The 14,016-nt window shown below is 70.2% G+C and carries 9 protein-coding genes and 1 CRISPR repeat array; of the genes, 4 read left to right on the top strand and 5 right to left on the bottom strand.

What is annotated here, in order from left to right; translation table 11 throughout:
* Nucleotides 1–40: 40 nt before the first annotated feature.
* A CRISPR array of direct repeats spans nt 41–472; the repeat unit is 36 nt; unit sequence AGTCTAGATCACTGGGATATGCGCACTGGCCGGAAC.
* 145 nt (nt 473–617) lie between these two features.
* The gene (locus tag AC3A84_RS12810) at nt 618–800 is read left to right on the top strand and encodes a hypothetical protein (RefSeq protein ID WP_487970058.1); all 183 of its coding nucleotides are present in this window, start codon (nt 618–620) and stop codon (nt 798–800) included.
* A gap of 41 nt (nt 801–841) precedes the next feature.
* Complete coding sequence (locus AC3A84_RS12805; protein ID WP_487970056.1) at nt 842–3,115, top strand: phosphocholine-specific phospholipase C; 2,274 nt, start codon at nt 842–844, stop codon at nt 3,113–3,115.
* Nucleotides 3,116–3,150: 35 nt separating this feature from the next.
* Here AC3A84_RS12805 and AC3A84_RS12800 read toward each other — a convergent pair whose 3' ends face one another.
* The 3 genes from AC3A84_RS12800 to AC3A84_RS12790 all read right to left on the bottom strand — a co-directional run bounded on the left by AC3A84_RS12800 (nt 3,151) and on the right by AC3A84_RS12790 (nt 5,221).
* A complete protein-coding gene (locus tag AC3A84_RS12800; RefSeq protein ID WP_487970055.1) occupies nt 3,151–4,341 on the bottom strand; it encodes an acetyl-CoA C-acyltransferase family protein in 1,191 nt (396 codons plus the stop codon).
* A gap of 194 nt (nt 4,342–4,535) precedes the next feature.
* Nucleotides 4,536–5,027, bottom strand: coding sequence for a Cu(I)-responsive transcriptional regulator (locus AC3A84_RS12795; protein WP_487970053.1), 492 nt, complete (start codon nt 5,025–5,027; stop codon nt 4,536–4,538).
* Entirely contained in the window at nt 5,024–5,221 is a 198-nt protein-coding gene (locus AC3A84_RS12790; RefSeq protein WP_487970052.1) for a heavy-metal-associated domain-containing protein, read from the bottom strand. Before AC3A84_RS12790 ends, AC3A84_RS12795 begins: the two co-directional genes overlap by 4 nt.
* A 140-nt stretch (nt 5,222–5,361) precedes the next feature.
* Between AC3A84_RS12790 and AC3A84_RS12785 the strand changes: the two genes are divergently transcribed.
* On the top strand, nt 5,362–7,611 hold the full coding sequence (locus tag AC3A84_RS12785) for a heavy metal translocating P-type ATPase (RefSeq protein WP_487970050.1): 2,250 nt from the start codon (nt 5,362–5,364) through the stop codon (nt 7,609–7,611).
* Nucleotides 7,612–7,854: 243 nt separating this feature from the next.
* Nucleotides 7,855–9,504 carry a methyl-accepting chemotaxis protein gene (locus AC3A84_RS12780; RefSeq protein ID WP_487970049.1) on the top strand — a complete coding sequence of 550 codons (1,650 nt, stop codon included), beginning with the start codon at nt 7,855–7,857 and terminating at the stop codon, nt 9,502–9,504.
* 141 nt (nt 9,505–9,645) lie between these two features.
* On the opposite strand, the gene AC3A84_RS12775 is transcribed toward AC3A84_RS12780, so the two are convergent.
* Complete coding sequence (locus tag AC3A84_RS12775) at nt 9,646–12,750, bottom strand: efflux RND transporter permease subunit (protein WP_487970047.1); 3,105 nt, start codon at nt 12,748–12,750, stop codon at nt 9,646–9,648.
* On the bottom strand, nt 12,747–13,964 hold the full coding sequence (locus AC3A84_RS12770; RefSeq protein WP_487970046.1) for an efflux RND transporter periplasmic adaptor subunit: 1,218 nt from the start codon (nt 13,962–13,964) through the stop codon (nt 12,747–12,749). The genes AC3A84_RS12775 and AC3A84_RS12770 overlap by 4 nt, the downstream gene beginning before the upstream one ends.
* Nucleotides 13,965–14,016 lie beyond the last annotated feature (52 nt).

Genomic DNA, 14,016 nt, shown 5'->3' with positions numbered 1-14,016 from the left:
TGGCCGGAACCCAGCTTTCGCCAATGTCGCCGTAGATGAAAGTCTAGATCACTGGGATATGCGCACTGGCCGGAACCCAGCTTTCGCCAATGTCGCCGTAGATGAAAGTCTAGATCACTGGGATATGCGCACTGGCCGGAACCAAATCACTTGCCAGGACTTCCGCGTGGTAAGTCTAGATCACTGGGATATGCGCACTGGCCGGAACCAGATCGTGGAAGCGCTTTACGCTGGATGCAGTCTAGATCACTGGGATATGCGCACTGGCCGGAACTTGTGCTCATTCTTCCAGAGGTTGACCGTAAGTCTAGATCACTGGGATATGCGCACTGGCCGGAACGGCGGGCACCTGCTGGCCTTCGCCGGCACCAGTCTAGATCACTGGGATATGCGCACTGGCCGGAACTATGGGGGTACGGGCCAAGGAGGAACTATTAGTCTAGATCACTGGGATATGCGCACTGGCCGGAACGAACTCGTCAGCGGTCATCAGCGGATCAAGAGTCTAGATCACTGGGACATGCGCCACGCGTTACCTCTGCGTTACGCGGGCGTCACCCCCGCGCCATAGTGGGCGCGAAGAATGCAAAGCCTCTGTGTTCCTCTCTCCCCACGCCATGAACATGCACTTGCGGCACACGCCCCCGTTCCTCTTCGCGCGCCCGCTGCTGGGCGCAGGCGCCCTCGTGCTGGGCCTGATGCTGAGCGGCTGTGGGGGCGGCGGCGGTGGCTCCGATACGGCCGCTGGGCAGTCCGCCACCTGCGGCAGCCCCGACACGCACTGCGCGCCCCAGCCCTGAACCGCCCCGCGCCACGGCACACCCTACAGCGATTGCTCCCCATGACCGTCGATTCCTCCAAACGCCATTTCCTCTCCAGCGTGCTGGGCACGGGGGCGGCTGCGGCCACGCTGACCGCGTTTCCGCCCGCCATCCGGCGCGCGCTCGCCATCCCGGCCAACAACGCCACCGGCACCCTCCAGGACGTGCAGCACGTCGTGCTGCTGATGATGGAGAACCGCTCGTTCGACAGCTACTTCGGCACGTTCAAGGGGGTGCGCGGCTTCGGCGACCGCTTCGCCGTGCCCTCGCAGTACGGCCGCAACGTCTTCTACCAAGCCTACACCAAGACCTCGCCGCCCAGCACCTACGTGCCGTTCCGGCTGGACGAGGCCCAGGGCAACGCCCAGCGCGCCGGCAGCACGCCGCACACCTGGCTGGATTCGCAGGCGGCCTGGGACCAGGGCCGCATGTCGCGCTGGCCCGATTCCAAGCTGCCCCTGTCGATGGGCTACTACGAGACGGCCGAAGTCTCGTTCCAGCGCGCGCTGGCCGATGCCTTCACGCTGTGCGACCACTACCACTGCAGCATGCACACCGGCACCATCGCCAACCGGCTCTTCTACTGGACGGGCACCAACGGCCCGAACGGCGTGAGCCCCATCGACGGCACCCGCGTGAACGTGGCGGGCCTGAACAACCAGTTCAACGCGGGCAACGACATCGGCGCATCGACCGACGGCTGGACCTGGACCACCTACGCCGACCGGCTGCAGAAGGCGGGCGTGACCTGGAAGGTCTATCAGAGCCTGATCGACAACTTCGGCTGCAACGAGATGATGGGCTTTCGCCACTGGCGCGCCGAGATCGAGAAGATGCCCGCCGCGCGCAAGCCGCTCTACGTGGCCAAGACCGACATCACGCAGCCGCAGGGCCTGGCCGGCCCGACCTACGACCCGGCCATCGACGACGCCCTGAGCCCGCTGGCCAAGGGCTTCGGCAACACCATGCCGCAGGGCTTCCTGGAAACCTTCCGCAGCGACATCAGCCAGGGCAAGCTGCCGGCCGTGTCGTGGATCATCGCGCCCTCGGTCTACAGCGAGCACCCCGGCCCGTCGAGCCCCGCGCAGGGCGGCTGGTACGTGCAGGAGGTGCTGGACGCACTCACCGCCAACCCGGACGTGTGGAGCAAGACGGTGCTGCTCATCAACTACGACGAGAACGACGGCTTCTTCGACCACCTGCCATCGCCCGCCGTGCCCTCGCGCAACGCGGACGGCAGCCTGGCCGGCGCCTGCACGCTGACGCCGGCCGACACGGCGGTGGAATACCACGACTTCGCGCCCGCCACGCCCAGCCAGCCGCCGGCCGATGGCCGCCCCTACGGCCCGGGCCCGCGCGTGCCGATGTGGATCGTCTCGCCCTGGAGCCGCGGCGGCTGGGTGAATTCGCAGGTGTTCGACCACACCTCCACGCTCATGTTCCTGGAAAAGCGCTTCGGCGTGGCCGAGCCGCAGATCAGCGCCTACCGCCGCGCCGTCTGCGGCGACCTCACCAGCTGCTTCAACTTCGTCAACCCGAACAACGAGGTCCTGCCCACGCTCGCCGGCCGCACCACCAAGACCGCCGTGGATGCGCGCATCGCCGCGCAGGTGCAGGCGCCCAAGCTGGCCCAGCCGGTAGCCGCCGCCAACGCGGCCCTGCCGGTGCAGGCCACGGGCGTGCGGCCCTCCCGCGCGCTGCCCTACGAGCTGCACACCACGGCCCAGGCGAACGCCGGTGCGGGCACGGTGACGCTGCTCTTCGCCAACACGGCCCCGGCCGGCCGCCCGGCGGCGGTGTTCCATGTCTATGACAAAAAGCACCTGGACGCGATCCCGCGCCGCTACGTGGTGGAGGCCGGCAAGACACTGAACGGCGTGTGGAACGTGGCGGCCGACGGCGGCGCCTACGACCTGTGGGTGCTGGGCCCCAACGGCTACCACCGCGCCTTCGCGGGCGACCTCACGCAGCAGTCGGCCCAGGGCGACCCGGAGGTGCAGGTCTGCTACGAGCTCTGCAGCCCGGCGCGCGTGCGGGTGAAGTGCTACAACCGCACGCCCGGCACCATCGTCTTCACCGCGAGCGCGAACGCCTACCGGGGCGACGGCCCTTGGACCCGCAGCGTGGAGCCGGGCGCCGTCGGCGAGATGAGCTGGGCGTTGGGCGACAGCGGCAACTGGTACGACTTCAGCGTGCGCTGCAGCGCGACGACGGCCTTCGTGCGGCGCTTCGCAGGCCGGGTGGAAACGGGGCGCGATTCCGTGTCCGACCCGGCCATGGGCCTGGTCAGCTGAACGACCGACCGAGCGGCCACCACCTCACACGGGCATCACACCCGCTCGAAGATCGCGGCGATGCCCTGGCCGCCGCCGATGCACATCGTCACCAGCGCGTAGCGCCCGCCGATGCGGTGCAGCTCCGCGATGGCCTTGGCGGTGATGATGGCTCCGGTGGCACCCACCGGGTGGCCCAGCGAGATGCCCGAGCCGTTCGGGTTCACCTTGGCCGGGTCCAGGCCCAGCTCCTGGATCACGGCGCAGGCCTGGGCGGCGAAGGCCTCGTTAGCCTCGATCACGTCCATGTCCTGCACTTTCAGGCCCGTGCGCTCCAGCACGCGGCGCGTGGCCGGCACGGGGCCGATGCCCATGTAGGCCGGGTCCACGCCCGCATGGGCATAGCCCACCAGGCGCGCCAGCGGCTTGGCACCCAGCGCGGCGGCGCGGTCGCCCGCCACCAGCACCACGGCGCCGGCGCCGTCGTTGATGCCCGAGGCATTGCCCGCCGTCACCGTGCCGCCTTCCTTCTTGAACGCGGGCTTCATGCCGGCCAGCGCCTCCACCGTGGTGGCGGCACGCACGTGCTCGTCGGTATCGAACAGCGTGACCGCGCCCTTGCGGCCGGGGATCTCCACCGGAACGATCTGCGACGCGAAATGGCCGGCCTCGATGGCGGCGGCGGCACGGCGCTGGCTCTCGGCGGCCAGCTGGTCCTGCGCCTCGCGGCTGATGCGGTAGCGCTCGGCCACGTTCTCGGCCGTGATGCCCATGTGCATCTTCTGCCAGGGGTCGTGCAGGATGCCCAGCATGTAGTCGATGCTCTTCGTATCGCCCATGCGCGCGCCCCAGCGGGCGGCGGTGTCGAAGTAGGGGCCCCGGCTCATCGACTCGCTGCCGCCGCCGATGGCCACGTCGCAATCGCCCAGCGCAATGGCCTGCGCCGCCGACACGATGGCCTGCAGCCCCGAGCCGCAGAGGCGGTTGACGTTGAAGGCCGGCGTCTCCACCGGGCAGCCCGCATCGACGGCCGCCACGCGCGAGAGGTAGGCGTCCTTGGTGTCGGTGGGAATCACGTTGCCCATCACCACATGCCCCACCGCATCGGCCGCGATGCCGCTGCGCTCGATGGCCGCGCGCACGGCCGTGGTGGCGAGCTGGGTGTTGGGAATGTCCTTGAGCGAGCCGCCGAAGGTGCCGATGGCGGTGCGGGCGATGGAGGCGATGAAGATGTCGCGTTGGGTCATGGCTTCAGGTCCTAGGGGAGGAAACACACACAGGCGGATGCGGCGCACATCGTAGGCCAGGGCCCAAACGCCGATGCCGGCTCGACTGTCCACCACGCGACAGCCTCAACCAGCTGCAGGACGCTTCTTTTTTCATAGCAGCATGCGCTTTTTTTACGGGGGCTAGCGACCATTTTGGCCACATCGCCGCACCGTCAGCCAAGCCCCGTACGGTCCTGGCCGGCGGCCAGGTCGTCCAGGATGGGGCAGTCCGGCCGGCCGTCGCCCTGGCAGCAGCCCACGAGCTGCTGCAGCGAGCGCTGCATGGCCTGCATGGCGGCGATGCGGCGGCCCAGGTCGTCGATGTGGGCCTGGGCGATGCGCTTGACCTCGCGGCTGGCGCGGTGCTGGTCCTGCCAGAGGCCGAGCAGGGTGGCGATCTCGTGCATGGCGAAGCCCAGGTCGCGGGCGCGGCGGATGAAGCGCAGGGTGTGGACGTCGGCCTCGGTGTACTGGCGGTAGCCGCCGTCGGTGCGGGCCACGCCCTGCAGCAGGCCCAGCGCCTCGTAGTGCCGCACCATGCGCGGCGACACGCCGGCGCGCTCGGCGGCCGTGCCGATGGGCACGGGCCAGCGCTGCGGCGCGTCAGCCGGGGAGGGCAGCGCGCCCGCGGGCCGGGCGCGGCGCTGGCGGGGTGCTGCGCTCATGCGGCGACGGTGTAGCCCTCTTCGGTGATGGCCGCGGCCAGCGCCTCGCGGGGCTGGTCGCTTTCGACCACGACGCGGCCGGTGGGCAGGTCCACCTGCACGGTGGCGTCGGTATCGACACTGCGCACGGCATGGACGACGGCGCGCTCGCAGTGGCCGCAGGTCATGCCCTGGACTTGGAAGCTGTGTTGCATGGCGGGTTCCTTTTGAAGATCAACGAGAAGGGGAAACGGGATGGACACGGCTGCAATGTTGAACCCTGACATGGTGGCAGAGTCAAGCGGCCTTGGCCATGCTTGACCTTGCCATGGCGTCAGGGTTCAAGATGCAGGACATGAACTCCACCCCATCCCCGAACGCTTCCTCCTCGCCACCGGCAGCCCCCGCCACGCTCGACCTGGGCATCGGCGGCATGACCTGCGCCAGCTGCGTGGCGCGGGTGGAGCGCGCCCTGCGCAAGGTGCCGGGCGTGCAGGACGCCACGGTGAACCTGGCGACCGAGCGCGCCCACGTCGCCCACACGGGCGGCGACGGCATGGACGCGCTGCTGCGCCGCGCCGTGCGCAATGCGGGCTACGAGCCGCTGGCGGCAGCGCAGCAGGAGGCCGCCGCCGATGCGGCCGGGGCCTCGCCCTGGGCCGGCTTCGGGCCGGTGGCGGCGGGGCTGGCGCTCTCTGCGCCGCTGGTGCTGCCCATGCTGGCCGGCCCGCACGCCATGCTGCCCGCGTGGCTGCAGCTGCTGCTGGCCGCGCCGGTGCAGTTCGTGCTGGGCGCGCGCTTTTACCGCGCGGGCTGGCATGCGGCGCGGGCGCTCACGGGCAACATGGACCTGCTGGTGGCCATCGGCACCAGTGCGGGCTTCGGGCTGTCGCTGTGGCTGTGGCTCACCGCGCCGCCGGGACAGGTGCCGCATCTGTATTTCGAGGCCTCGGCCGTGGTCATCACCCTGGTGCTGCTGGGCAAGTGGCTGGAGGCGCGGGCCAAGCGGCAGACGACGGCGGCCATCCGCGCGCTGCACGCGCTGCGGCCCGACCGGGCGCACCTGCTCGGGCGTGACGGCGAGGTGGACGTGCCCGTGGCCGAGGTGATGGCGGGCGACCGCATCGTGGTGCGCCCGGGCGAACGCGTGCCGGTCGATGGCACGGTGCAGGAAGGCGCCACGCAGGTGGACGAGTCCATGCTGACCGGCGAGCCCCTGCCCGTGGCGCGCACGGCGGGCGATGCGTTGACGGGCGGCTCCATCAACGGCGACGGGCGCGTGGTGCTGCAGGTGACGGCCGTGGGCGCGGACACGGTGCTGGCCCGCATCACCCGCCTGGTGGAAGACGCGCAGGCGGCCAAGGCGCCCATCCAGCGGCTGGTGGACAAGGTGGCTGCCGTCTTCGTGCCGGTGGTGCTGGCCATCGCGCTCGCCACGCTGCTGGGCTGGCTGCTGGCCGGAGCCGGGGCCGAGGCGGCGCTGGTGCATGCGGTGGCGGTGCTGGTGATCGCCTGCCCCTGCGCGCTGGGCCTGGCCACGCCCGCCGCCATCATGGCCGGCACGGGTGCCGCAGCGCGGGCCGGCATTCTCATCAAGGACGCCGAGGCGCTGGAGCGCGCCCACCGGGTGGACACCGTCGCCTTCGACAAGACCGGCACGCTGACCGTGGGCCGTCCGCGCCTGACCGCGCTGGCACCGGCCGCGGCGCAAGAGGACGGCAACGCCGCCCTGCTGGCCGCCGTGGCCGGCGTGCAGGCCGGCAGCGAGCATCCACTGGCCCGCGCCGTGCTGGAGGCCGCCCGCAGCCGGGGCCTGGCCGTGCCGGAGGCCACCGACGTGCGCGCCGTGCCCGGCCGGGGCGCCGAAGGCACGGTGGACGGGCGCCGCTGGGCCATCGGCAATCTGCCCTGGGTGCAGGAGACGCTGGGCGCCGCCCTGGCCGATCCGCTGGCCGAACGCGCGCAGGCGCTGCAGGCCGAGGGCGCGACCGTGTCGGCCGTGGCAGTGCAAGACACGGAAGGCGCATGGCGGGCAGAGGCGCTGCTGGCCTTCGCTGACGAGCCCAAGCCCGGCGCGCGCGAAGCCCTGGCGGCGCTGCGCGCGCGCGGCCTGCGGCTGGCGATGATCTCGGGCGACAACCGGGGCGCAGCGAACGCCATGGCCCGCCGACTGGGCCTGGACCCGGATGCCGGCGAGGTGCAGGCCGAGGTGCTGCCGCAGGACAAGGCCGCGCAGGTGCAGGCGCTGCGCGAGGGCGGCCGCCACACGGTCGCCATGGTGGGCGACGGGGTGAACGACGCGCCCGCCCTGGCCCTGGCCGATGTCGGCATGGCCATGGGCAACGGTACCGATGTGGCCCTGCATGCGGCCGGCATCACATTGATGCGCGGTGATCCGCGCCTGGTGGCGGCCGCTTTGGATATTTCGGCGCGCACCGTGGCCAAGATACGGCAGAACCTGTTCTGGGCCTTCGCCTACAACGTGGCCGGCATCCCGTTGGCGGCGCTGGGCTACCTCAGCCCGGTGGTGGCGGGCGCCGCCATGGCGCTGAGCTCGGTCAGCGTGATGGCGAATGCTTTGCTATTGAAGCGCTGGCGCGTTTGAGAAAACCCTAGCGACTCGTCCCCACTTGTCTGGCAAACTGGAACATTCTGTTGCACAAGATCCAGGGGCTGCAACGGATCGGCCAGCGGCCCCCCATCCACGCGGTGCCGGCCAGGCGGCCCGCAATGGTGCGGGCCCACCAGACCGATACTGTTACCCCCGGGGTACCAAGGCAGCGCGTGCGAGGGACGTGGTGACGGCCCAGGCGCGCCCGGCCTTTTCCAACTATCAAGGATGACAAAAATGACTCTCTTCGGCCTCATGCGGCGATTCACCATCCGCTTCAGGATGATCGGCGCAATCGGCGTGGTGCTCGCCTTGCTGGGCCTGCTGGGCGGCGCCGGGATGCTGGGCATGTTCCGCATCCATGCGATGAGCCAGGCGTTCATCCAGAACGAGCATGCCGCCATCGGCCACCTGGCGCAGCTGCGCGGCGCGATGGGCGACATCCGCCAGCAAGAGAAGAACATGATCATCCAGTACGAGAAGCCCGAAGGCGTGAAGGAAGCGAACGGGCAGTGGACGGCCGCGCTGGAGCGTGCCAAGAAGGTGGCCGCTGAACTGCAGCAGACCACCGCCGGCGCAGAGGGCGACACGGCTGTGAACATCGGTAAGCGGCTGGAAAGCTACCGCACGCAGTTCGCGCACGTGGCGCGCCAGCTGGAGGCCGGTGGCTACGACTCCGCCACCATCGCCAACCGCATGAGCGGCCGCGCGATTGCCGAATTCCAGGAGGCCGACAAGCTGCTGTCCGCACTGGACCAGCGCCTGCGCACCGAGGTGCAGGCCGTGATCGACCGCCAGAACGACATCTCGCGCCAGACCCAGTGGCTCTTCGTGCTGGCGGTGGTGATCACGGTCGCGGTGGTGGTGCCGCTCACGCTGCTGAACATGGTGTCCATCTGCCGCCCGCTGGTGGCCACGCGCAGCCTGGCGCAGGCCATCGCCCGGGGCGATCTCTCGCAGCGCCTGGAAGTCGAAGGCACCGACGAAGTGTCCGATCTGCAGCGCTCGCTGGTGGACATGCAGGCCGGCCTGAGCTCGCTGGTCTCGCAGGTCCGCGATTCCAGCGGCAATATCGCCACGGCCAGCGCGGAGATCGCTTCCGGCAACCAGGATCTGTCGAGCCGCACCGAGCAGACGGCCAGCAACGCGCAGGAGGCCGTGGCCTCGCTGGCCGAGCTGACGGGCACGGTGCAGCACACGGCCTCGTCGTCGCAGGTGGCCAACCAGCTGGTGAGCGCCGCGTCGGGCATCGCCACGCGGGGCGGCACGGTGGTGCAGCAGGCCGTCTCCAGCATGCATGAGATCTCGGCCTCCAGCCGCAAGATCGGCGACATCATCGGCGTGATCGACTCCATCGCCTTCCAGACCAACATCCTGGCGCTCAATGCCGCCGTGGAAGCCGCCCGCGCGGGCGAGCAGGGCCGGGGCTTCGCCGTGGTGGCGGGCGAGGTTCGCTCGCTGGCCCAGCGCAGCGCCGAGGCCGCCAAGGAGATCAAGGGCCTGATCAGCTCCAGCGTGGCGGCGGTGAACGGCGGCGTGCGCCACGTGGAAGACGCCGGCACCGCCATGCAGGAGATCGTGGACAGCGTGCAGCGCGTCTCCGACATCATCGGCGAGATCAACTCCGCAGCCACCGAGCAGGCCGCCAACATCGGGCAGGTCAACGGCTCGGTGGGCGAGATCGACCGCATGACGCAGCAGAACGCCGCGCTGGTGGAAGAGTCCGCCGCCGCCGCGCAGTCGCTGCGCGAACAGGCAACGCGCCTCTCGCAGATCGTGCAGCAGTTCCATCTGGCCGACTCGGACACCGCGGGCCTGCAGCCTGCGGCGCAGCACTCCGGCCGGCATGCACTCTCCGGCGGCGATCAGGCGCTGCTCTCGGCCTGACGGCAGCGCGCGGCACGAAGCCCCCACCTCAGGCGCCCCACGGAAAAGCGCCCGGACCGATGATCGGTCCGGGCGCTTTTTTCTTGTCATGGCCCGCCCCGCGCAGGCGGCGGGGCAGTGGGGCGGCGATGCGCCGCTGGCTTATGCCGTGGCCGTGGGGGCGGTGGCCGGCGCAGCGCGCCCCTGGCCCTTCTTCGGGCCGAACCACGACACGTAGAGCGCAGGCAGCACCACCAGCGTGAGCAGCGTGGCCGTGACCAGGCCGCCGATCACCACGATGGCCAGGGGCCGCTGGGTTTCGGAGCCGATCTCGTGCGAGAGCGCCATGGGCAAGAGGCCCAGCATGGCGAGCAGGGCGGTCATGAGCACGGTACGCAGGCGCTGCATGGAACCCTGGCGCACGGCCTCGACCACGCTCAGGCCGCCGGCCTGCAGCTGCTGGAACACCGACAGCATCACCACGCCGTTGAGCACCGCCTGGCCCGAAAGCGCGATGAAGCCGATGGCGGCCGACACCGACAGCGGGATGCCGAAGCCCCAGAGCGCCACGAAGCCGCCGATGAGCGCCAGGGGCACGTTCAGCAGGATGAGCGAGGCCATCTTGACCGACTTGAAGGCGTCGAACAGCAACACGAAGATCAGCAGCAGCGAGATGGGCACGACCACCGAGAGGCGCTTCATGGCGCGCTCCTGGTTCTCGAACTCGCCCGACCAGTTGACCTGGTAGTTCTCGGGGATCTTCACGTTCTTCTCCACGCGGGCCTTCATGTCGGCCACCACCGAGCCCATGTCGCGCCCGGCGATGAAGATGCCGATGGCCGTGGTGCGGCGGCCGGCCTCGCGGGCGATGTTCATGGCGCCCGAGCTTTCGCGGATCTTCGCGACGTCGCCCAGCTGCACGTAGCCGCCGTCGGGCGTGGCGATGGGCGTGCGCGGCAGGTTGGCGATGGTGCGCTCGTCCGAGGGCAGGCGCACGGCCACGGCGAACTTGCGCTCGCCTTCCCACAGGTTGGTGGCGGCCTTGCCGGCCAGCGCCGCCTCGATCACGTCCTGGATGTCGCTCACGTTCAGGCCATAGCGCGCGGCGCGGTCGCGGTCGATGTCGATCAGCAGCTGCGGCACCTGGCCTTCGCGGTCGATCTCGGCGCGGGCCACGCCCTGCACCTGCTTGACCTCGCGGGCGATCTCTTCCGTGATGCGCTTCATCTCGGCCAGGTCGTCGCCGGCCAGCTTGATGACGATCTGGCCCTTGATCTGCGAGATCGATTCGAGCACGTTGTCGCGGATGGGCTGCGAGAACGCCGGGTCGATGCCGGGGATGGCCGAGAGCGCGCGGCCCATCTCCTCGGTGATCTTGGCGCGCGTCATGCCGGGGCGCCACTGCTCCTCGGGTTTCAGGTCCACGAAGATCTCGGCCATGGAGATGGTCTTGGGGTCGGTGCCGTCCTCGGGCTGGCCAGCCTTGGAGACGGTGGTGCGCACCTCGGGCACCGACAAGAGCGCCTTGCGCGCCATGCGCAGGATGCGCGAGGCCTCGGCGGTGGAGACGTTCGGCGAGAGGCTGAAGTTCACCCAGGTCGTGCCTTCGTCCAGCTCGGGCAGGAACTCCGAGCCCAGGCGCGCGGCCGCCACCATGGCCAGGCCGAACACGGCCAGCGCGATGATGACCACCGTGCGGCGGCGCTCCAGCGCCCAGTCGAGCACCGGCGCGTAGAGACGCTTGGCGCGCGTGACCACGCGGTTGTCGCCGTGCGGCAGCTTGCGGCGCAGCAGCCAGTAGGCCAAGAGCGGCACCAGCGTGAGCGAGAAGATCAGCGAGCCGATGAGGGCCGTGGTGACCGACAGCGCCATGGGCTGGAAGATGCGGCCTTCGTGGCGCTGCAGCGCGAAGATGGGGATGTGCGCCGCGATGATGATGAGCATCGAGAACAGCGTGGGCCGGCCCACTTCGCCCGCGGCTTCGATGATGGTGTCGCGCCGGTCGCGCTCGTCCATGTTCTCGCCGCGCTCGGCCAGGCGGTGCATGATGTTCTCGATCACGATCACCGCGCCGTCCACGATGATGCCGAAGTCCATGGCGCCCAGGCTCAGCAGGTTGGCCGGCACGCCCATGATCTTCAGGCCCATGAAGGTGGACAGCAGCGCGAGCGGAATCACCACCACCACGGCCAGGCTGGCGCGCAGGTTCGACAGGAAGATGTAGAGCACCAGCGAGACCAGCAGCGCGCCTTCCACCAGGTTGTGGAACACGGTGGTGAGGGTCTTGTCCATCAGCCAGGTGCGGTCGTAGAAGGGCACGATCTTCACGCCCGGCGGCAGGCCGCGCTCGTTCAGTTGCGCGATCTTGTCCTTCACGCCCTTGAGCACCACGCTCGGGTTCTCGCCTTTGCGCATCACCACGATGCCGGTGACGATGTCGTCGTCCTGGTCCTGGCCCACCACGCCGAGCTGGGGCACGGCGCCGATGCGCACCTGGGCGATGTCGCGGATCAGCACCGGCGTGCCACCCCGCGACGCCACCACGATGCGGCCGATGTCCTCGGCCGAGCGCAGCAGCCCCAGGCCGCGGATGGTGTACTGCTGCGCGCCCTGCGCCACGTAGCTGCCGCCCGCGTTGGCGTTGCCGCGGCCCAGCACGTCCAGCAGGTTCTGGAAGCTCACCTTGTACGCGCGCAGCTTGTCCATGTCGGGCTGCACTTCGTACTGCTTGATGGCGCCGCCCATGGCCACCACGTCGGCCACGCCGGGCACCTGGCGCAGCGCGCGTTCCACGGTCCAGTCCTCGATGGTGCGGATCTCGGTGGTGGTGAGGCCGTCGCCCTTGAGGCGATAGCGCATGATTTCGCCCACCGGCGTGGCGTTGGGCGCGATCTCGGCCTGCACGCCGGGCGGCAGATCGACGGTCGAGAGCCGCTCGGCCACCTGCTGGCGCACGATGTTCACGTTGGCCGCGTCGTCGTACGTGACCACGGTGAACGAGAGCCCGAACTGCGTGTGCGAGAACACGCGGATGGAGTTGGGCAGGCCCGCCAGGGCCGTCTCGATGGGCAGCGTGACCTGCTTTTCGACCTCTTCCGGCGCGCGGCCGGGAAAGAGCGCGATCACGGTGACCTGGGTGTCGGTGACGTCCGGGAAGGCCTCCACCGACAGGTTCTTGAAGGCGATGACGCCGGCCAGCGCGAACAGCAGCGTGCCCAGCACGATGAAGAGCGGCTGGTGCACCGCGTAATGGATGAGCCGCTTCATGGGGCGTCTTTCTTCTTCGTCTTTTCGCCGGCGCCCGTGGCGGTGTCTTCGGCCATGGCCTGGAACTGGCGCGCCAAGAGCAGCGCGTTCTGGTTCACCACGGCTTCGCCGGGCTGCAGGCCGGAGGAGACGAGCACCTCGGCCGGGCCTTCATGGGCGAGCTCGACCGTGCGCGGCTCGAACACGCCGGATTCGCGCCGCACGAAGACGATGTGGCGGGTGCCATCGAGCACGATGGCGCTGGCGGGCACCACCACGCCGCCGGAGCGGCTTTCCTGCACGCGGGCGGTGGCCAGCATCTCGGCCTTCAGGCGCCGGTCGGCGTTGGGCACCACGCCCCGCACCTTGATCGTGCGCGTGCCGGGGTCGATCGCATCGGCCGTGGCCGTGACCTTGCCGGTGAAGCTGGCGCCGGGATAGGCCGGCACCTGCAGGGTGATGGGGTCGCCCGGGCGCAGGGACGAAAGATCGGTTTCGCGCGCGTCGATCTGCACCCAGAGGGAGGTCGGGTCGGTCACCACGAAGAGCGCCGGGCCGGACTGGTCGGGCCGCACTTCCTGGCCGGGGTTGAGGTTGCGCTCGACCACCACGCCACCCATGCCAGCCGTCAGGGCCAGCTGCTGGTTCACGCCGCTGGCGCTACCGTAGAGGCGCGTGCGCGCCGCGGCGCGAGCCACCTCGGCCTGGGCGCCGGCGGCGTCGGCCTCGGCCTGCTCCAGATCCTTGCGGGCGATGATGCCGGCCTCGAACAGCTCGCGCTGGCGCTTGAGCGATTGCTGCGCCAGCGACTGGCCGGCCTGCGCCTTGGCGGTGTCGGCCTGGGCCTGGCCGAAGTCGGGCGAGGCCAGCAGGGCCAGCGGCGCACCGGCCTTGACCGACTGGCCCAGATCGGCCTGGATGGCCGTCACTCGGCCCGCGAAGGCCGGGTAGATGCGCTGGGTGCGCTCTTCGTTCCACACCAGGCGGGCGGGGAGGTCCACGGCCACGTCCTTGGCAGCGCGGGCTTCCACCGTGCCCAGCAGGGCGAGCTGCGGGTGGCCGGCGGGAAAGCGCAGCTGGCCCGATTGCATCACGGGCGGCGCGGGTTCAGGGGGCGCGGCGGTCTCGGCGCCGGACTTGCCGCAGCCGGCCAGCAGCAGCGCGCACGCGCAGGCGGCGCCAAGCGCGGCCAGGGCCGAGCGCCGCGCGGAGAAGGAGGAGAGGGGAGCCATCATGGTCGGGAGGTCCGGAAAGGAATGCGGTGAAAGGCGGGAGGCGAGGCCGGGC

This window comes from Paracidovorax sp. (assembly GCF_057642795.1).
The sequence above is the reverse complement of the archived record's forward strand: the minus strand, read 5'-3'. Positions and strand labels throughout refer to the sequence as shown.

Coding starts and splice junctions, on each gene's coding strand:
- AC3A84_RS12810 (WP_487970058.1), top strand. CDS start 618: ATGAACATGCACTTGCGGCACACGCCCCCGTTCCTCTTCGCGCGCCCG.
- AC3A84_RS12805 (WP_487970056.1), top strand. CDS start 842: ATGACCGTCGATTCCTCCAAACGCCATTTCCTCTCCAGCGTGCTGGGC.
- AC3A84_RS12800 (WP_487970055.1), bottom strand. CDS start 4,341: ATGACCCAACGCGACATCTTCATCGCCTCCATCGCCCGCACCGCCATC.
- AC3A84_RS12795 (WP_487970053.1), bottom strand. CDS start 5,027: ATGAGCGCAGCACCCCGCCAGCGCCGCGCCCGGCCCGCGGGCGCGCTG.
- AC3A84_RS12790 (WP_487970052.1), bottom strand. CDS start 5,221: ATGCAACACAGCTTCCAAGTCCAGGGCATGACCTGCGGCCACTGCGAG.
- AC3A84_RS12785 (WP_487970050.1), top strand. CDS start 5,362: ATGAACTCCACCCCATCCCCGAACGCTTCCTCCTCGCCACCGGCAGCC.
- AC3A84_RS12780 (WP_487970049.1), top strand. CDS start 7,855: ATGACTCTCTTCGGCCTCATGCGGCGATTCACCATCCGCTTCAGGATG.
- AC3A84_RS12775 (WP_487970047.1), bottom strand. CDS start 12,750: ATGAAGCGGCTCATCCATTACGCGGTGCACCAGCCGCTCTTCATCGTG.
- AC3A84_RS12770 (WP_487970046.1), bottom strand. CDS start 13,964: ATGATGGCTCCCCTCTCCTCCTTCTCCGCGCGGCGCTCGGCCCTGGCC.